A 20,253-nucleotide genomic window follows, 5' to 3' on the forward strand; every position below is an offset into this window, starting at 1 on the left:
TGTCTTTTTTCATAAATAAATTTAAGTATTTACCATTAATCTATATGATTTGTTCTTGCTTATAATGGGCATTGCTTATCAAATATATTTCACAGATGTATAATTTAATTAAAGGAGTGGATAAAATGAGCACATTTTCAACAGAAGACAAAATTCAAATATTATCAGATATTGTTGGAATTAATACTGTAAATGACAACGAACTTGAGGTTTGTGAATACTTCCAAAAGTTATTTGCACAACATGGCATTGATTCAACGATTGATAAAGTTGATGAACGTCGTGCAAATTTAATTGCTGAAATTGGAGAAGGATCTCCAGTTATCGGTATTTCTGGCCATATGGATGTCGTTTCAGAAGGTGACCGTGACCAATGGAGTTATGATCCATTCAAACTAACAGAAAAAGATGGATTTTTATATGGTCGTGGTGCAGCAGATATGAAATCAGGCTTAGCAGCATTAGCAATTTCTCTTATTGAGATTAAAAATGCAAATGCACTTAAACAAGGTCGAATTAGATTTTTAGCCACAACAGGAGAAGAAGTGGAACAAAAAGGTTCTGCTCAATTACATGAAAAAGGCTATATGGACGATGTAGATGCTTTAGTTATTGCTGAACCATCCCAAGACTTCCTTGTTTATGCTCATAAAGGTTCTATGGATTATCGCATCAATTCTACAGGTAAATCTGCACATAGTTCTATGCCAGTTGTAGGTGAAAATGCAATTACTCCGTTACTTTCATTTATTCGAGATATAGATGAATCTTACGCTCAAATCACAGAAGATGTTAAAGGTAAAACTTTAGATTTCACAAATATCAAAGAGAAATTTAAAGAGTCACTTTCATCAGATATTTCTGACAGTGAATTAGAAAATGTATTAAACGGACTTGTGATTAGCAACACAATTATCAATGGTGGTAACCAAGTTAATTCTGTACCAGAAGCTGCATCAGCTGAATTTAATATACGTACGATTCCTGAATATAATAACGAAAAGGTTAAATCACTATTCGACAACACACTAGAACGACATAACGCAAAGGGTGCACAATTAGAAAGTGATTTATATCTTGATTTAGAACACGTAAGTACATCTGGCCAAAACAAACTCGTCGACACTGCTAAATCGATTGGTGAGCGCATGTTTGATAAAGAACTTAAATCTTCAGCATTCGGCGGCGTAACAGATGCATCAAACTTATTACGTAGTAAAGATGAATCATTCCCATTTGTCGTATTTGGACCTGGTAGTGGCGCCCATCAAGTTGATGAAGCTGTTGAAAAAGATATGTACTTAAAATTCATCGATTTTTATATCGAGCTTTTAACAACGTACAGTACAAAATAACGTTATACAATCGGATCATCCATATAAAGATTTTTGAAAACCAAAAACCGTCTAGAACATCGAATTCACTGTTCTTTACCGTTTATTAAAATAATATAAAAAAGCGTTTATTAAATTATACGTAAGGCCTTATTTTTTTAAAGTATTTTAGCGTAAAATTATATATAAATGTGAAGTATTTTGGCGAGACTCTTGAGGGAACTGGACAAGCTGAAGACTACAGGCTGAAGCTGCCCCCTAAGAAAGCGAGCCAACAATACGAAGTATTGTAAAAAAAGAAGCACTCAGATGAATTGAATTAAATCATCTGAGTGCTATTTTTCTGGGATTTATGTCCCAGGCTCTTTTACAGGACATATGTTCTTAATCTTTAAACTGACTTATGCATTTTCTTGTTCGCTTAATCTTTCTGCTTTACGTTCTTCTCTTAAGTTCGTGCGCATATCTTTGTTGATCTTCTTAGCGCGTCTGAAGTATTTACTTTCAAAGTGACTTGTCGTACCTAGAATATAGAATATAATCGCTACGATAACAATCACAATAAAGTCATATGGGTAATGAATCCAGTTCATACCGTTAAATTCTTTACTACCAATAAATGACATGATGGAAAGGACGACTAAATATAATATAATCCATAAACTTCCACCCACTTGTTGTTTTGTATGTTTCCAATTCATTTTATATTCATAGTAGAAATAAATCGGTAAACCTAGAATGATAATAAAGATAACTTCAGCTGTTGTAGGCCATTTTGCCCAATAAATCGCTAATGATGCTAGAACGAATGAGAATGGTGCCATGAATTTCAACATGTTCGCACGGAATGGTCGCATCATTTTAGGAGCCATTTTTCTAAGTGAAATGACTGTAGTAGGACCAGTTAAGTATGCTACTAGCGTTGCTGTCGAAATAACACTTGCTAAAGTGGCCCAATCTCTAAATAGTGAAACCATGATCATACTGACGATTGCATTAAAGATAATCGCAACACGTGGAATTTTGTATTTGTCGTTAATTTTACCTAGGAACTTTGGAATATGTCCGTTTTCTTCCATCGCACGTAAAACACGACCTGTTACTGCAACGAATGAAACACCTGTACCGAATGGTGATACAACTGCTTCAATATAAAGTAAAATCGCTAGCCAATTTACACCTAATAGTATCGCCATATCTGCGAATGGAGAGTTAAAGTTAATACCACTCCAACCTTTACTATGAATCATATCACTTGGCATTGATGTAATAAATGTACTTTGTAAAACAATGTACAACACTGCACTTAATGTAAGTGAAATCGCGATACCACGTGCAATATTTTTTTCCGGTTTCTCAATTTCTGATCCCATATTAATAATTGTTTGGAATGCATTAAATGAGAAAATAATACCTGATGCTGTTGTAGCAGCAAAAATAGGTGCAGAACCATAAGGCATAAACGTACTTGCTGAATGTCCATAATTTCCTGCGTCAAATCCTGATATCATTAACATAATAATTGTTAATAATGGAATACCTAACTTGAATACAGAAATTAAACTTGTAAATGAAGTTAAGAGTTTAACTGACCAATAATTTAATAATGAAAAGATAATGATTATTACGAATACAGCCATTAAACCAACATTACTAATTGAACCATTTTTCATTAAACCGCCCATGAATTTGGCCCAGTCCCACGGCCAAGTACTCATATACTGTACGGCTGATACGGCTTCAATTGGAATAATTGTTACAAGTGAAACCCAATTCGCCCATGCAGCTATAAATCCAAGTAAAGAACCATGAGTATATTGCGCATAGTTACTCATACCACCTGATTGGGGAAACATTGTTCCTATTTCAATATAGTTATATGCAATAGAACCAATAACGATAAATCCAATAATCCAAGAAATGATAGCAGCGGGTCCTGCTATTGATGAGGCTTCCCAGGCACCAAATAGCCACCCAGAACCAATTAATGACCCTAATCCTAAAAGTACAAGCTGCGCCAAATTAATTTTTTTATTTTTCTGTTGATTTTCCATAAAAACTCCCACTATTTGTCTTTTATATCCATGAATGTATATGTATGAATTATACAACTTCATGTATACATGTTATTATACTCTCATTAACATTCTAGTCAACGAGGCATAAAAACTATAAATCTATTAATATTAATGTATATTCATACGTTATTACGTTAATTTCTGCATAATCAATTTAAGCTATAAATCGGTTTCAACGTTATCGTTCTCATTGATTAACGACTATTTTTACACGTTACTTAATTATACAAAATACAATTTTTCGTTAAATACATTTTTTATAAGTTTGAAATGCTAAAATCATTGTTATATCAAGCTTTTAGATCTTATTTTTAAACTAAATAAAACAAATTATTTACATAATACTCTATAATAATTTTTTTACACACTCTTTTAAAAATATCCTAATTATGCCTCACAGTTCTCAAGTTTCATTAAAAATATGATGTTACTCAAATATATATTATTAGAAATTGTGACGTTTAGTGAACTAAAGAAAATATTTATTTAGAAAAAGAAACGCTTCCTCTTACTGATGTCGAATCTTATTTTGATTCATCATCCCACCATAAAGCATCTTTAGGATTTTGAATCACTTCTTTATATTCTTCTTCACTTTCTACGTTTGGATAGGAACCTCTTAATGATTTATTAGAAGTTGACTTAAACATAGTTAAAAATATAATGAGTCCAATTACGTTAATCAACATTAAATAATAAGATGGTGCAATTTGTTGCCCCGTTGTTTGAACCAATGTTGATAATATAAACGGCGTTAGACCTCCAAATATCGCTGCGCCAATATTATATACGAGCGATAAAGTTCGTAAGCGTACTTTCGTATGGAACATGCTTGGCAGTAAGGATGGCATAACACCTTCAAATGTAGACATAAATAAAGCAATAATGATTAAGCCTACAATCACAATAGGTAACACTGGTATAGACATAAGCCAGAACGCAAGTACAGAGAATAAACTATATCCTGCCAGGCCGAAGATGATTGTACGTTTGTTCCCTACCTTGTCGCTATACCAACCAAAGAAAAATACTGCTGGTATCATCGCCCCCATGACTACTGTACTTAAAATGGAGCCTACCGTACCACCTAAATTTATTGTTTTGTTTAAAAATGATGGCATATACGATAACACCATATAATTTGCCACGTTTAAGAATGCAACACCTGTAAAGCAAACAATAATATCTTTCCAGTAGTATTTAGCAATATCAATATAGGAGTATTCTAATTCTTCCTTTTCTTCTAACGTGGATTCATAGGCGGGACTTTCATCTAATCTAGATCTTAGAAGCACACCAACAATACCTAATGGTGCAGCTAAGATAAATGGAATTCTCCATCCCCATTGTTCCATTTGATGATCACTCAATATGCTGTACATCAAACCTGCTAAAATAGCGGCCATGATATTTCCGATTAATGTTCCTATTTCTAAACCGCTACCTAATTTTCCTCTCGTTTTATCCGGAGCAGTTTCCGCTATATAAGTCATTGCACCTGCGTATTCTCCGCCAGTTGAAAATGATTGAATCATTCTAACTAATAGTAATAAAATGGGCGCCCAAATGCCTATTTGGTGTTGGGTAGGTAGTAAACCTAAAACTAACGTAGATAGTGCCATTAAAGTGATTGTGGTAGATAATACTACCTTTCTTCCCAATTTATCACCTAAATGGCTAAAGAAAATACCCCCAATAGGTCGAACAATAAAAGCAAATGCAAAGACAGCAAACGTCGAAATGATTTGCATTTCCTCAGGTAAATCCCCAAAAAAGTTCGCACTGAGTATCACTGCAAGTTGTGCATAGAGCCCAAAATCAAACCACTCAATCGCATTGCCTATCCCAGTAGCAATCACACTTTTTTTAGTCTGATTCGGATCGACGTGATGCACTTTATTCTTATTAAATTTCACATATATCCCCCGTTCTAATCATTTTTATTATTAGCATAACCTAAGATGTCATTTGTAAACAAAAGCGTACAATGACATATATTAGGCAAACAACATAATTTATAAAAATAACCATCACTAAAATGTACAACATATTGAGTAATGAAGATTTTTGCTATAATAACTATGAATTAGTGTTCAAGGAGGCATCATGTATATGAAACAAGTATATTTTAATCACGATGGTGGTGTAGACGATTTAATTTCTTTATTTCTTCTTTCACAAATGGATGATGTAGACTTACTAGGTGTAAGTGTGATTGGTGCAGATTGTTATGTAGAGCCAGCCGTAAGCGCATCTCAAAAAATCATCAACCGTTTTAGTCACAAACCGTTACAAGTGACCGCTTCAAAAGAACGTGGTAAGAATCCCTTCCCTAAAGAATGGCGTATGCATGCGTTCTACATGGACGCATTACCTATATTAAATGAACAACCATTACAAAACGCCCAACCCACAAAGCGAGAAGCATATGAAGATATCATCGAACAATTACAGTTGAGTACTGAACCAGTTACTTTATTATTTACAGGTCCGCTTACAGATTTAGCTAAAGCACTACACATGCGTCCCGAAATCACTAAATCTATAGAGCGTTTAGTATGGATGGGCGGCACTTTTCTTGAACGAGGTAATGTTGAAGAGCCAGAGCACGATGGTACAGCTGAATGGAATGCCTTTTGGGATCCAGAAGCAGTAAAGTGCGTATTTGATTCAGATATTACAATAGATATGGTAGCTTTAGAAAGCACAAACCAAGTCCCTCTTACATGGGACATTAGACAAATGTGGGCACGCCAACGACAATTTGAAGGCGTAGACTTTTTAGGCATCAGTTACGCACTTGTTCCACCGTTAACACATTTCCAAACAAACGAGACATATTTCTTATGGGATGTATTGACTACGGCATACGTGGGCCAACCACAACTCGTCGACAAAACGCAATGTTATACTACCGTTATTGCAGAAGGGCCTAGCCAGGGTCGTACGATGATAGACAATGACTCAGGACGTGAGATTTCGTTGATACACAATGTCCGACATGATGCTTTCTTTGAATACATTACAAATCTAGCCAAAAAGGTGAAATAACCTATTCAATAATGCTGTGTAACTGTTGGTTTTGACGTTTAAAAATAACCGAGTTTAAGACATAGCTACTCAGCATTAAGCCCATCAAAGATTATCAATCTTTGATGGGCTTATTTATTATAAAAGACGCTTACCGAAGTTACTATGCATAATATGTCTTAAGGAAAATACGAAATTTTTTAACTTCATTATTAATTTTCTAAGTGATTATACGAAACGCGTAACTTGATCAGTAGATAGTCTATATGAATCATGTCCTGGGTTTTTCTCTTTACCTATCGCTATAATCATTACAGGTTCGTAACGTTCTTCATCTAAATCAAAGGCTTGCGCAATTTGATCGCGTTCAAATCCGCCGATTGGATTTGTATCATATCCATAAGCTCTTGCTACAAGCATAAATTGCATTGCAGCTAAACTACTATCAATTTTTACGATATCATTCATCTCTGCTTTAGATAAACTTTTATAATATGGGATCACTTTAGCTAACATTTCTTCTTTAACATCTTCTGGCATCATTCCGTGTGCGACCGCGTTATTATAAATCTCTTCACCAAACTCATAATTGTGCATGTCTCCAAATACAACAACCATGGCTGCTGATGTATCATTCTGACGTGTATTAAATCTAATTAGGGGGCGTAATTTGTCTTTACCTTCTTCACTCTGTACAACTAAGAAACGCCAAGGTTGCATATTAACTGAGGATGGCGCTTTAGTTGCCTTTTGTATCATTTCTTGCATTTCTTCTTCAGGGATTTTGACTTGTTCATCAAACACTTTTACTGATTTACGATTCATTAAAATATCTTCAAAATTATTGTTAATCATTGATATTACTCCTTTATTATTACTCACAACAACAAATTATACTCAATTAATTAATTATTTCAACTAAACTGTTTGCACAAGTAATATTTTAAGCTGCTTAAAATTTATTGAACTAAGAACCTGAGAAAAATAGATGACTTAGAGGCTTTGTCAATTAGGTGAGACTACGAAATCCCTATTAGAAAATTCGATTTCTGTCGCACTCCCATCTCAATCTTATGTCCGAGTATTTATAACTGCTTTTGTAGTATAATGAAACGTATTAATGTGAATTTCTGGTCAAAATGCATATAAAACCATTTATATAAACACTAAATATTTCATAATTTATACAAAAAAATGTTATAATATATACTTTAAAGTTATTCGAACAATTTTTACGTCGAATTTTATTATTACAAATTAACCATTTTATGTATCAGACTTACGAAATGCGATACATAATGATATAAAACAGTTAAAAGAGGTTATACAATGAATTCTATTTCAGTAATCGTTACTTATTATAATTCAGAAGATTATATAGAAAGATGCATTAATAGCTTAAAGCAACAAAGATATCAAGATTTTGAGCTCATCTTAGTTAATGATGGCTCGACAGACCAATCGAAAACTATCGCAACCGAACAATTAAAAGGTTGGGACATCAATGTTAAAGAAGTCGACCTACTACAAAATATGGGTCATGCCCATGCGAGAAATGTCGCTATGGAGCAAGTGACTTCACCATACTTTATTTTTGTTGATTCGGATGATTATTTAGCTTCATATGCTTTAAATTATTATATGAAGAAATTAAATCAAATGGATGCATTGATTGCACCTATCCATTCATTTACGTTAGATGTACCACAATACATTGACCAAGATTTAGTAAAGGCAGATTATTTATATACTAAGACGAAATCAAATCAATTTTTACGTAAACATTCTGCGAGTAATATTATTTTCAAAACTGCGATTGTCCGTGGTCATCAAATTGAATTTAATGAAGATTTATCAGTATTTATCGACTGGTCGTTCGTTTTAGAATATATTAAATACGCAGAAACATTCGTACGTGTTAGCCGTTTCCCATTCTATATTCGAGGAGAGGTTTATGATCCTTTCTTAAATCCAGCATTATCACAACAAGACTTTAACATTATATTCGATGACTACGTACACAGTTTCTTTGATTCAATCCAACGTGCCCCATCTGAAAACCAAACTTTTATTAAGAAAAAAATGGCAACGATGTTCAAACAATCATTTGAGCCTTCAGCAAGAAAGACAGCTACACGTTATCAAACACATTCTGATATATTACCAAATATGGCACGCGAGATTGCGCCAATTGTATTTAAAAATGAAAAGCCATTATTTATCTTTGAAACGCTTATGTTGATGCTTAATAAGAAAGAACAAGCAGCTAAAGTGAACCGTTTCCGCAAAACTGCACGTCTTGTTAAGAGCATCGTCTTAGGTAGTAAAAATAAAAACCGAGCACGCTATCAACTAACTGATAACAAAGACAAAGTTCAATCAAATACGATTGTATTTGAATCATTTGGTGGTAAAAACTATAGCGACAGTCCAAAGTATATTTATGAATATATGATGAAATACCATTCAAATTTCGAATTTATTTGGGTCTTTAAAAACCCAAGTAAAGTTCATTTACCTGGTCCAGGTAAAAAGGTGAAAAAAGGTTCTGCAGCATATTATGATGCTTATGCTAAAGCAAAATATTGGGTCTCAAATGCGAGATTACCACTTTATTTAAATAAAAAAGAGAACCAAGTTTACATTCAAACTTGGCACGGTACACCACTCAAACGTCTAGCTAACGATATGAAAGTCATTCGTATGCCAGGGACGACAACTGAAAATTACAAACGTAATTTCAGAGAAGAAACAAGTCGTTGGGATTACTTAGTTTCTCCAAACGCATATTCTTCAAAAATCTTTGAAACAGCATTCTGGATGCCACCTGAACAAATTTTAGAAATTGGCTATCCGCGTAATGATGTATTAGTTAACCATGCAAATGATGAAGACTACATTGCACAAATCAAAGAAAACTTAAATCTTCCAGCCGACAAAAAAGTAATCATGTATGCACCAACATGGCGTGATGATGAATTTGTTAAAAAAGGTAAGTATTTATTTGATTTAAAAATCGATTTGGATAATTTACAACAACAATTAGGAGACGACTATGTAGTCCTATTAAGAATGCATTACCTCATTTCAAACGCGTTAGATTTACGTGGTTATGAAGATTTTGCAATCGATGTCTCAAATTATAATGATATTTCAGAACTATATTTAGTTACAGATTGTTTAATCACTGATTACTCATCTGTAATGTTCGATTACGGTGTATTAAAACGCCCACAAATCTTCTTTGCGTACGACTTAGACAAATATGGTAAAGATTTAAGAGGTTTCTACCTGGACTATCATAAAGATCTACCAGGTCCTATTTATCAAGACGCTTATCAACTAGCTGAAGACTTGAAACATATAGACAAAATTGCAACAGATTATAAATCTAACATTAAGCAATTTTATGAAGATTTCTGCTCAGTAGAACAAGGCAAATCATCGAAAGAGATTGCCCAACTTATCGTAGAAGATTCACAACAATAATAACGTTAACAATACTGCTTGAAGCTGGGACAAGAATAGTTGTTTCAGCTTCTTTGTCAATTAGGCAGTAGATGACTGAATTGCAAAAGCGCTTATATCAAGTTTTTCCAAATCTAGTCATCCTTGCCGGAGTGGGACTACGAAATCTCAATTAGAAAATTCGATTTCTGTCCCACTCCCAACTTTTTTATGTCAATCACTCCAACAGAAACAAACCGGCGACCTCATTAAGTAAAATTAAAATGTTTAAGTAATTACTATACATGTTCACAAGCTTAGGGCATGAATAAAATATTTACCACCTCAAACTAAATAAAGAAACAAAACATATTCAGATGAAAATACCTGAAAACAGGTCAATTTAAGTTGTATAAACAACGTATAATCTAAAGCACCCCCAAAGCTTGATATCACAGGTTTGAGGGCGTTTATTGGAGTTAACATAATAAAGTGTTATATGAACTCAAACTGTATATATTATTTATCTTTTTATTTTCTAATCATTGTTATTTTTAACTCTAGCTAGTATAAAACCTATAACAGCTAGCAATATAATTATTATTATTGCTGCAATATTAATATAAACTTTAAGATCTTCATTGAAATTAAATAAACTATTTATACAAACGATAAAACTTATTACTACTAGTATTCGCATGACATTGTCATATAATTTCACAGCTATATAGCCCCTTTCTAAAAACAAAATTTTGCGTTTATAATTAATTGTTATTATATCATATTTTTATTTTAATTGTAGGTTTTATATTGTGAAAAAGAATTTTATAAAAAGTATTATTACAGTGTCAGTGGCGACTTTCTTTATAGGTTCAGTTGGGGGAACGGTTGAAGCAGCACAACAAGATTCTAAAAGTGTCAACAGTACTTCAAGTAGTATATTGAACACTTCATCATCATCTAATATCAATCAAGAAGGATCAAAATTAGAGACTGTATAAAAAATAAAAAAATAAGCTATGAAAATCGGGTGGTAACCTGATTTTCATAGCTATAATTTTAAAAGCTCTTTAGGCGCTACATTAAACTTTAAGCACCAACGATTTTAAGGTTTAACAAGGGCTAAAATAAATCAAACGTCCCTTATTGTCTACTTATTATTTCATTGTACCTGCGTCTTTGTCATGTACACCATGACGATAGAAATCTACATATTCTGGTTCAAGTGGTTTCTTACCACGGATAACGTCAGCAGCTCTTTCTGCTAACATTAATACTGGAGAATGGATGTTACCATTTGTCGTACGTGGCATCACTGAAGCGTCAACGACACGTAAATTTTCCATACCATGTACTTTGAATGTGTTAGGGTCTACAACTGACATTTCGTCTGATTTAGGACCCATTCTACAACTACATGATGGGTGTAATGCAGTTTCACCATCACGTTTAACCCATTCAAGAATTTCTTCATCTGTTTGAACTTCTGGTCCTGGTGAAATTTCGCCACCGTTAAATGGATCTAATGCTTTTTGAGATAAGATATTTCTCGCTACTCTAATTGCTTCTACCCATTCGCGTTCGTCTTCTTTAGTTGATAAGTAGTTAAACACGAAATCTGGTTTTTCGAATGGATCTTTAGATTTAATCTTTAAGTGTCCACGAGAATTTGAGTACATTGGACCAACGTGCACTTGGTAACCGTGTGCTGTTGGTGCTTTCGTACCATCATATCTTACTGCGATTGGTAAGAAGTGGAACATAAGGTTAGGATAATCAACTTCATCGTTTGAACGTACGAAACCGCCACCTTCAAAGTGGTTAGATGCAGCTGCACCTTTACGCGCAAAGATCCATTGTAATCCGATAAATGGCATTTTGAATAAATTTAAGCTTGGTTGTAAAGAAACAGGCTGTTTACATTTATGTTGTACATAAACTTCTAAATGGTCTTCAAAGTTTTCACCTACACCTGGTAAGTGTAAACGTGGTTCGATGCCTACAGAACGTAAATGTTCAGAATCACCGATACCAGATAGTTGTAATAATTGTGGTGAGTTAATCGCACCACCTGATAAAATAACTTCTTTAGCAGTTACAGTATGTTCTCTACCATTCTTCTTAAATGTAACTCCAGTTACTTTCTTACCTGATTCATCGAAGTTTAATTTCGTAACGAATGCACGTGTTTGTACGTCTAAGTTTTTACGCTTCATCGCTGGATGTAAGTAAGCTCTTGATGCTGAAACACGACGACCATTGTGTACTTGACTATCGAATGGTCCAAAGCCTTCTTGACGGAAACCATTTACGTCTGGAGTTTTGTTATAACCTGCTTCAACACCTGCGTCGAAGAATGCTTGGAATAATGGGTTCGTTGCTGGTCCACGTCTTAACTTGATTGGACCATGATGACCACGCATTTTATCATCTTTCTCAGCACCAAATGTTGTTTCTAAACGTTTGAAATATGGTAAGCAATGTGCGAAATCCCATTTATCCATCCCTTCAGGTTTCGCCCATTTTTCATAGTCCATTGGGTTACCTCTTTGGTAAATCATACCGTTAATTGAGCTTGATCCACCTAGCACTTTACCACGTGCATGACCTACTTTACGGCCATCCATATGAGGTTCTTCGTTCGTTTCGTAAATCCAATCGTATAATTTACTACCTGCTGGATACATCAACGCTGCTGGCATTTGTATTAATAAGTCCCATGGATGGTCACTGCGTCCTGCTTCTAAAACAAGTACACTGTTTGATGCATCTTCACTGATTCTGCCACCTAAGACAGAACCTGCACTACCTCCACCAATAATGATATAATCATATGATTTCTTCATGTATATGCCTCCTTGTTAGTTTAAAGTTAAATCATCGCAAAAATTTTGCTGTTATTGTTTGCCGAACCAATTCACTGGTTCTGGTTTCGTATTACGTAGGATTAATTTTTCAACTTGGTATTCTGCTAAACCTTCATGGCCTAATTCTCTACCGATACCTGATTGTTTATAGCCACCCCATGGCGCTTGAGCGAAGTATGGATGGAAGTCGTTAATCCAAACAGTTCCCATTCTCATTTGCTTAACAACACGTTCAGCTTTATCGATGTCTTTAGTGAATACGCCACCTGCTAATCCATAAATAGAGTCGTTAGCTAATTGAACTGCCTCTTCTTCAGTTGAAAATCCTTCGATTGTCACAACAGGACCAAACACTTCTTCTTGAACTATACGCATTGAAGTATCACAATCTGTGATTACTGTTGGTTCAAAGAAGAATCCGTCTTGTAAGTCTTCTCGCTCTGGACGTTTACCGCCAATTGCGATTGTTGCGTTCTCTGATTTTGCAACTTCCATATATTTTTCGATCTTCTCTCTATGTTCAGCTGAAATGACAGGACCCATTTCTGTTTCTTCATCAAAACCATTGCCCATTTTGATATTTTTAATACGCTCGATTAAAGCTTTTTCAAAGTCTGCTTTAATATCGTTGTGCACGATGATACGTGAACCTGCTGAACAAACTTGACCAGCATGGAAGAAACCGCCGTTTAAAGCTTGGTCTACTGCTAAATCGAAATCTGCATCATCAAAGATGACATTAGGGTTCTTACCACCTAATTCTAATGCTACGTTTGTTACGTGGTCAGCAGCTTGTTTCATAATTTGTTTACCAGTAGCAATACCACCTGTAAATGAAACTAAGTCTACATCTTTATGTGTTGATAATGGATTTCCTACTTTAGCACCTGCACCAAGTACTAAGTTAATTACACCTTTAGGGAAGCCAATTTCTTCCATTAATTCGAATACGCGAATTGTTGTTAACGGAGTAATTTCACTAGGCTTCATAACTAAAGAACAACCTGTTGCCAATGCTGGAGCAATCTTCCATGATGCTTGTAATAATGGGTAATTCCATGGTGTGATTTGTGTCACAACACCAATTGGTTCTTTCACAACTTTAGCATCAGAATTTGGAATTGGAGAATCAATGATTTCGCCACCATCTTTATCTGCTAATCCAGCAAAGAAATAGAACACATTTGAAATATCATCCATGTCTGCATATGATTCTTCTAGTGTCTTTCCTGTATCTAATGTTTCAAGTCTAGCTAATTCTTCTTTATGTTCTACAATCTTATCGGCAATCGCTCTAACTTTCTTACCTCTATTTTCACTTGTTTCATTTGTCCATTCGCCATTTTCAAAAGCTGTTCTAGCAGCTAGAATAGCACGTTCACTGTCTTCTTCTGTTCCTTCTGCTACTTCAAAGATGACTTCTTGGTTATATGGATTTATGATTTCTCTCGTTTCATTGTTGCTTCCATCTACCCATTCACCATCAATATATTGACGGCGTGATAAATTTTTTACAAGTTCAAGTTCCATCAGTACGACCTCCGTTAAGTTTGTTAAATTTTTATTTAACAAATTTTATAAAGTTATATTAGCATAGCCAATAATACAGTGTCAAATGTAAAATGACACACCTCTTCACCCCCATATTAAGACAGTTGTACCGATATTCCAAATTATATACAGCTCAATCTCTTCCAATAGTTCTTTCAAAAAATGTACCGACATTTCTTTCAATAATATAGAAAAAACCGATCAAACTTTTCGCTGTTTGACCGGTTTTTAATCTTTTATTATAAATTGTCTTCTTCTTTATTTTTCTCACTTACTTGAACGATTCTTAATGATCTTCTTTCAACTTTCTTATATTTATCTGCACGTTCTTGTAATTTAAGTCGATCTCCTTCAAGCGTTTTAATAAATGAGACCATCATGATGACGAATATCACTATTAAAGGGACACTCGCTAGTATCGATGCAGTCTTCAACACATTCATCGCTTGTTCTCCGCCTACTAACATTAATGAATATGGTAATAAACTTAATGCAAACGCCCAGAACAATCTGTTTGCTCTAATAGGCTCACCGACTACACGCTTTTGCGTAGCTGAAGCTAAAATATATGAGGCAGAGTCAAATGTTGTCACTAAGAATAAGAACGCTGCCAATAAGAATAAAATAACGATAATATTACCCATCGGTAACTGATGCATCACTTCGATAATTGTTGCTTCAGTACTATGTTTATTTAAGAATTCAATGACATTAAACTGTCCTGAAATTTGTAAATATACCGCATAGTTTCCAAAGATACCGAAGAATAAAATACAACCTAACGTTCCGTAACAAATCGTACCTAAAATGACTTCTTTTAAAGTACGTCCTTTTGATATACGAGCGATAAACAACCCGATAAATGGTGCATACACAATCCACCATGACCAATAGAAGATTGTCCATTGTTGTGGGAAGTTTGTCTCTTTTCTTCCTCCAATACCGCCGAACGGTTCAAGCCAAGTCGCCATTTGGAAGAAGTTTTTCAATAATTCACCAACAGATGTAACAGTCGTTTCTAAAATAAAGACTGTTGGTCCTACAATAAACACAAATACTAATAAGAATAATGAAATCCAAACGTTCACATCACTTAATATTTGAATACCTTTCTTTAAACCACTGTACGAACTATAACCAAATACGATTGTGATTAATACAAGGATAAGTGTTCGCATCCACATATTTTGTCCATCTAACCCTGTTAATTTCTCAACACCTGCTGCTATCATCGGTACACCTAATGCTAGTGAAGTGGCCGCACCACCTAATAAACCGAAGATAAATACAACATCAACAATTTTGCCTAATAGCTTATCTGTTTGCCCCTTTAATATTGGTCGACAAGCTTGACTAATTTTGAAGACGGGTTTCTTTTTAACGAATACTAAGTAACCTATTGGTAAAGCTGGAAGTACATATATTGCCCAGGCAATAGGACCCCAGTGGAACATACCGTATGTAGTAGCGTAAGACAACGCACTATCCGTCATTCCTTTGCCGCCATGTGGTGGTACTTGATAATAGTACGCCCATTCAATGACACCCCAATAAAGAATGTCTGAACCGATACCGGCGCAGAATAACATAGAAGCCCAACTGAAGTTATTAAACTCTGGTCTGTCCGTAGCACGTCCTAACGTTACATTCCCGTATTTCCCAAATGCTATGTACAATACAAATCCAAATACTACAAGCCCGAGTAAGAGATAAACTGCACCAATGCTATTTGACACAGCATCGTTGAGTTTCGTAATTACATCAGCACTTGCCTTTTGGAACACCATCATAGGTATAACTGAAAATAATAATACAGCTACTGTACCTATAAAGGTAGGCCAATCCATAACTTTAGATTTTTTCATTTCTGAGCACTCCTCATAATAAAATTGTATGGAAATTGATTACATTGATTAGACTAACTACCATCGCCCTTTTCTTGTTTTCATAACTTTGAGATTAACGAAGATTAAATAAAAATGCAAACCGCATTCAATTTTCACAAATGCATTTTATGAATAAATATATAGTTACAATATTTTTAGCGCTGTTTAAAATCTCCACAATCATAGTGTTAAATTTTAACTTAACAAACTGAACAAACATTACAAATTTGTTTTTATGCATATTTATTCATAATAGACGAATAAATATTTTATTGAGTTTAAACAAACCAACCCTTATTTGATTAAATTTGTAACGAATATTTTTAGTACTTATTTAGGTGAATACCTTTTTCTAAAATTTTTAAAATAGATATGTACTCATTGTGAATAAAGAGGCTCCCCACTTGCGTTAGAGAGGAAATTTTATCATACTATGAAGTGACAATACGAAAAGGAGTTGTAAGTATGAATCAAGAACAATTAGACAAAGTTAAAAATGGTAAAGGTTTCATCGCAGCATTAGACCAAAGTGGTGGCAGTACTCCTAAAGCACTTAGAGGTTACGGCGTTGAAGAAGATCAATACAATAATGATGACGAAATGTTCCAACTTGTTCACGATATGCGTACACGAATCGTTTCTTCACCTTCATTCACATCAGATAAAATCATTGGCGCAATCCTTTTTGAACAAACAATGGACCGTGAAGTTGAAGGTAAACATACTGGAGATTATCTAGCTGATAAAGGTGTTGTACCTTTCTTAAAAATCGACAAAGGTTTAGACGAGAAAAAAGATGGCGTTCAATTAATGAAGCCTAATCCTGATTTAGATGACTTATTAAACCGTGCTAACGATCATAAAATCTTCGGCACAAAAATGCGTTCAAACATCCTTGAATTTAACAAATCAGGTATCGACGCAATCGTTAAGCAACAATTCGAAGTTGCTAAACAAATTATCGAAGCTGGTTTAGTACCTATCATTGAACCAGAAGTAAATATTGAAGCTGAAGACAAAGCAGAAATCGAAGCTTACTTATCAGATGCAATCTTAGAAGAACTAAATAACTTAAACGATGATCAACTTGTTATGTTGAAATTAACAATTCCTACAAAAGTAAACCAATACCAATCACTTATTGATCATCCAAATGTTGTACGTGTAGTAGCACTTTCTGGTGGTTATAGCAGAGCACATGCAAATGAAGTACTTAAACAAAACGATGGTTTAATCGCAAGCTTCTCACGTGCACTAATCAACGACTTAAACGTAAGTCAATCACAAGAAGAATTCGATAAAGTATTAGCTGAAACTGTAGACTCTATCTATGATGCTTCAGTAAACAAAATCCAAGGTTAATCCTTATTCAATACAATAAATAAAAGCGACTCAGTCAAAATGAGTCGCTTTTTTCTATAAACGTATTTCCGTATAAGGCGTCACTGTCACTAACCTCAACCAATATTATTTATTTTGAGGTTTAGTATAGTTTAAATCCCAACCAATGTTGTATTTATCAATTAATTTAGCATACTTTGCGCCCCAGAACATGTCAGCAAGTTCCATTTGAACGTCGCCATCAGCTTTAAGCTTTTCATATACATCTTTGATTGCTTCTTCACTATCAAATTCTAATACTAGATAAACATTTCTATTGTCTCTCACGTTTAAATCTTCATCTGGTACGTCAGAGCACATAAATACTTGGTCATCTACTTCTAAACGCGCATGGATGATACGATCTGGATTATCGACAGATTTTTCATCTACTTCTCCATATGTTTTCATTTCAGATACTTTACCTTCAAATACTTCACTATAAAATTCTACCGCTTCTTTACAATTACCTTTGAAAAATAAATAAGGTGTAACTGTTTTTAACATAATTAGTCTCCTTTGTTTAAGTCAATTATTCTTTATATTAAATACTTTCTAATTTAAGTATAGGTGGCATAGATTCATTTTCAAGCAATAGCATTATTTAGCGCACAAAAAAACCAAGTACCCAATGGATACTTGGCATTGTAGTTCACGCTCATTAAAATTTACATAAGTACCGGTTACTATAAATGAATATAAAAATAGCTACGGGAAAACAAACTATGTTTAATTAAAAGTGATGCTATCCATATTGGTAGCGACAATTACCAAAGGGAAGCACATGCCTTTTAATAATTCTGCAGAATCAATTTATTTCAAGAGGAAAAGTTGATCTAGGAAATTCAAAAATTAAACGAGGACATAAAATTTGTTTAAACTCTATGTAATTCATAAATGAGTGGAATACAATTTGAGAGGTAAATCAATACGTAATTATTCGGTAAGGTAGTTCAACTTTCTGTCAGAACATGATATAAACGTTGGGACGCCTATACCACTATTCACGTTAAACTCAATGCATAATGTCAAAAAGTATAGTTGATACATAAAAGTAACAATTCAAAAACACAAATTAACGGCTTGTGTTTTATTTTAAATAAATAACACCTTCACCCTTCAAAGCATAGTGACTTTATAACTAAGGAATTCATGTAAGTCTATGTTGTCGTGTTGTTCATCTCCTTCACTATGTAATACACCAATTGATGTTATTTTAGGTTACTACTTAACAATATACATTGCCTGACATAAATGACCTAGGATTTCACGCCAAAAACTATATAGAATAATTTGTATAGTAATGTTAGGTAATAACTTAATTAAATTATATAATCAAATTTGCAATTTGTGAAGTTTTATTTTTGTGATTTTAAACTTTTAATTATCAAATCATGCTAATAATGCTCTACAGTTTTTTGTTATTTACCCTTTTCCTATATAGATGAAAAAGTGTCTTCATATATATAACGGTACTAAAAAAGATATAATAGAAATAAATTACGTTGTACGGAAGGTGAAAATGATGAATATTATTTTAGCACCCGATTCATTTAAAGGTAGTATGACTTCCTTTGAAATTACACAATATATGTCAGAAAGTATATATGAACTTTTTCCTGATGCTACAGTTCACGACCTCCCTATTGGCGATGGTGGTGAAGGCACGATGCCAGCATTAGTACATGCAACAAATGGACAGTTTATCGAAGTTAACGTAACAGGTCCATTAGATGCTCAAGTTAACGCACGATATGGCGTGTTAGGCGACCGAAGCACTTGTGTCATTGAAATGGCAGAAGCATCAGGACTCACACATGTGAATTCATCCCAAATGAACGTCATGAAAGCAACAACATTTGGTACAGGAGAACTGATTAAACATGCTTTAGATCAAGGTTACAAAGATTTCATTTTGGCAATTGGGGGCTCTGCGACTAATGATGGTGGCGCTGGTATGTTACAAGCATTGGGGGCTCAATTAACTGATAAGGCCGGTAATGAAATTGGTTTCGGAGGCGAGTCTTTAAGCCAAGTCGAACACATCGACTTATCACATTTTGATCAACGCATCTCAACAAGCAAATTTATCATAGCTACAGATGTCCAAAATCCTTTTATTGGTTCCAATGGTGCGTCATTTGTGTTTGGCGCACAAAAAGGCGCAACGACAACAGAACAACGTCAGCTTGATAACAACCTTAAACATTGGGCAGATGTGATTAATCAATATCAAAATGTGAAACTTCATCATTTACCTGGTGCAGGTGCTGCAGGTGGACTTGGTGGTGCTTTTAAAGCGTTCTTCCCTAGTTATTTTGAAGATGGCATTGAAGTAGTAATTAAACATACAAATTTAGAAAGCTATTTACCACATGCTGATTTAGTCATTACAGGCGAAGGAAAGATTGATCACCAAACCTTTTTTGGAAAGGCACCTATTGGTATTGCTCATTGTGCACAACGCTTTAATGTACCAGTGATATTTATTGGGGGCACAGTTGATGTAGATTTCAAACAATGCCAACAACACGGTGTCATCGGAGCATTTAGTTTAACAGATCGACCTCAATCCCTTGAATATACGATACAACACTCTCCACAATTGCTAAAAAAATTAACTCAAAACATTATAAGTACTTATTTTCATAGTTTATAGTGTAAGTAATACAAAAAAGGT

The 20,253-nt window shown here is 34.3% G+C and carries 13 protein-coding genes; 6 read left to right on the forward strand and 7 right to left on the reverse strand.

Annotated features, from left to right (window positions below):
• Positions 1 to 125 precede the first annotated feature (125 nt).
• Positions 126 to 1,355: an ArgE/DapE family deacylase gene (locus tag QQM35_RS02215; RefSeq protein ID WP_251517206.1), complete on the forward strand. Its 1,230-nt coding sequence runs from the start codon at positions 126 to 128 to the stop codon at positions 1,353 to 1,355.
• Positions 1,356 to 1,735: 380 nt separating this feature from the next.
• Here the strand turns inward: QQM35_RS02215 and QQM35_RS02220 are convergent, their stop codons facing one another.
• Both QQM35_RS02220 and QQM35_RS02225 read right to left on the reverse strand, forming a co-directional pair.
• On the reverse strand, positions 1,736 to 3,388 hold the full coding sequence (locus tag QQM35_RS02220; RefSeq protein ID WP_251517203.1) for an APC family permease: 1,653 nt from the start codon (positions 3,386 to 3,388) through the stop codon (positions 1,736 to 1,738).
• 548 nt (positions 3,389 to 3,936) lie between these two features.
• The gene (locus tag QQM35_RS02225; RefSeq protein WP_251517200.1) at positions 3,937 to 5,328 is read right to left on the reverse strand and encodes an MFS transporter; all 1,392 of its coding nucleotides are present in this window, start codon (positions 5,326 to 5,328) and stop codon (positions 3,937 to 3,939) included.
• A 196-nt stretch (positions 5,329 to 5,524) separates the two neighbouring features.
• Here QQM35_RS02225 and QQM35_RS02230 point away from each other — a divergent pair, with 196 nt between their 5' ends.
• Positions 5,525 to 6,463: a nucleoside hydrolase gene (locus QQM35_RS02230; protein WP_251517197.1), complete on the forward strand. Its 939-nt coding sequence runs from the start codon at positions 5,525 to 5,527 to the stop codon at positions 6,461 to 6,463.
• A 207-nt stretch (positions 6,464 to 6,670) separates the two neighbouring features.
• Here QQM35_RS02230 and QQM35_RS02235 read toward each other — a convergent pair whose 3' ends face one another.
• The gene (locus tag QQM35_RS02235; RefSeq protein WP_251517194.1) at positions 6,671 to 7,297 is read right to left on the reverse strand and encodes a nitroreductase family protein; all 627 of its coding nucleotides are present in this window, start codon (positions 7,295 to 7,297) and stop codon (positions 6,671 to 6,673) included.
• A 474-nt stretch (positions 7,298 to 7,771) separates the two neighbouring features.
• Here QQM35_RS02235 and QQM35_RS02240 point away from each other — a divergent pair, with 474 nt between their 5' ends.
• The gene (locus QQM35_RS02240; RefSeq protein ID WP_251517191.1) at positions 7,772 to 9,931 is read left to right on the forward strand and encodes a bifunctional glycosyltransferase/CDP-glycerol:glycerophosphate glycerophosphotransferase; all 2,160 of its coding nucleotides are present in this window, start codon (positions 7,772 to 7,774) and stop codon (positions 9,929 to 9,931) included.
• 770 nt (positions 9,932 to 10,701) lie between these two features.
• Positions 10,702 to 10,890 (forward strand): hypothetical protein, encoded by a 189-nt coding sequence (locus QQM35_RS02245; RefSeq protein ID WP_251517188.1) that lies wholly within the window; start codon positions 10,702 to 10,704, stop codon positions 10,888 to 10,890.
• A gap of 156 nt (positions 10,891 to 11,046) precedes the next feature.
• On the opposite strand, the gene betA is transcribed toward QQM35_RS02245, so the two are convergent.
• The 3 genes from betA to QQM35_RS02260 form a co-directional block, all read right to left on the reverse strand.
• Complete coding sequence (gene betA / locus QQM35_RS02250; RefSeq protein ID WP_251517185.1) at positions 11,047 to 12,735, reverse strand: choline dehydrogenase; 1,689 nt, start codon at positions 12,733 to 12,735, stop codon at positions 11,047 to 11,049.
• 51 nt (positions 12,736 to 12,786) lie between these two features.
• Entirely contained in the window at positions 12,787 to 14,286 is a 1,500-nt protein-coding gene (gene betB, locus QQM35_RS02255; protein ID WP_251517182.1) for a betaine-aldehyde dehydrogenase, read from the reverse strand.
• Between the two features lie 260 nt (positions 14,287 to 14,546).
• Positions 14,547 to 16,172: a BCCT family transporter gene (locus tag QQM35_RS02260; protein WP_251517179.1), complete on the reverse strand. Its 1,626-nt coding sequence runs from the start codon at positions 16,170 to 16,172 to the stop codon at positions 14,547 to 14,549.
• 486 nt (positions 16,173 to 16,658) lie between these two features.
• On the opposite strand from QQM35_RS02260, the gene QQM35_RS02265 reads away from it, so the two are divergent.
• Entirely contained in the window at positions 16,659 to 17,555 is an 897-nt protein-coding gene (locus QQM35_RS02265; RefSeq protein ID WP_251517177.1) for a fructose bisphosphate aldolase, read from the forward strand.
• Positions 17,556 to 17,660: 105 nt separating this feature from the next.
• Here QQM35_RS02265 and QQM35_RS02270 read toward each other — a convergent pair whose 3' ends face one another.
• Positions 17,661 to 18,080: a VOC family protein gene (locus QQM35_RS02270; RefSeq protein ID WP_251517174.1), complete on the reverse strand. Its 420-nt coding sequence runs from the start codon at positions 18,078 to 18,080 to the stop codon at positions 17,661 to 17,663.
• 1,018 nt (positions 18,081 to 19,098) lie between these two features.
• Here QQM35_RS02270 and QQM35_RS02275 point away from each other — a divergent pair.
• Positions 19,099 to 20,232 carry a glycerate kinase gene (locus QQM35_RS02275; protein ID WP_251519044.1) on the forward strand — a complete coding sequence of 378 codons (1,134 nt, stop codon included), beginning with the start codon at positions 19,099 to 19,101 and terminating at the stop codon, positions 20,230 to 20,232.
• Positions 20,233 to 20,253 lie beyond the last annotated feature (21 nt).

Source organism: Staphylococcus hsinchuensis, assembly GCF_038789205.1.
GTDB lineage: Bacteria > Bacillota > Bacilli > Staphylococcales > Staphylococcaceae > Staphylococcus > Staphylococcus hsinchuensis.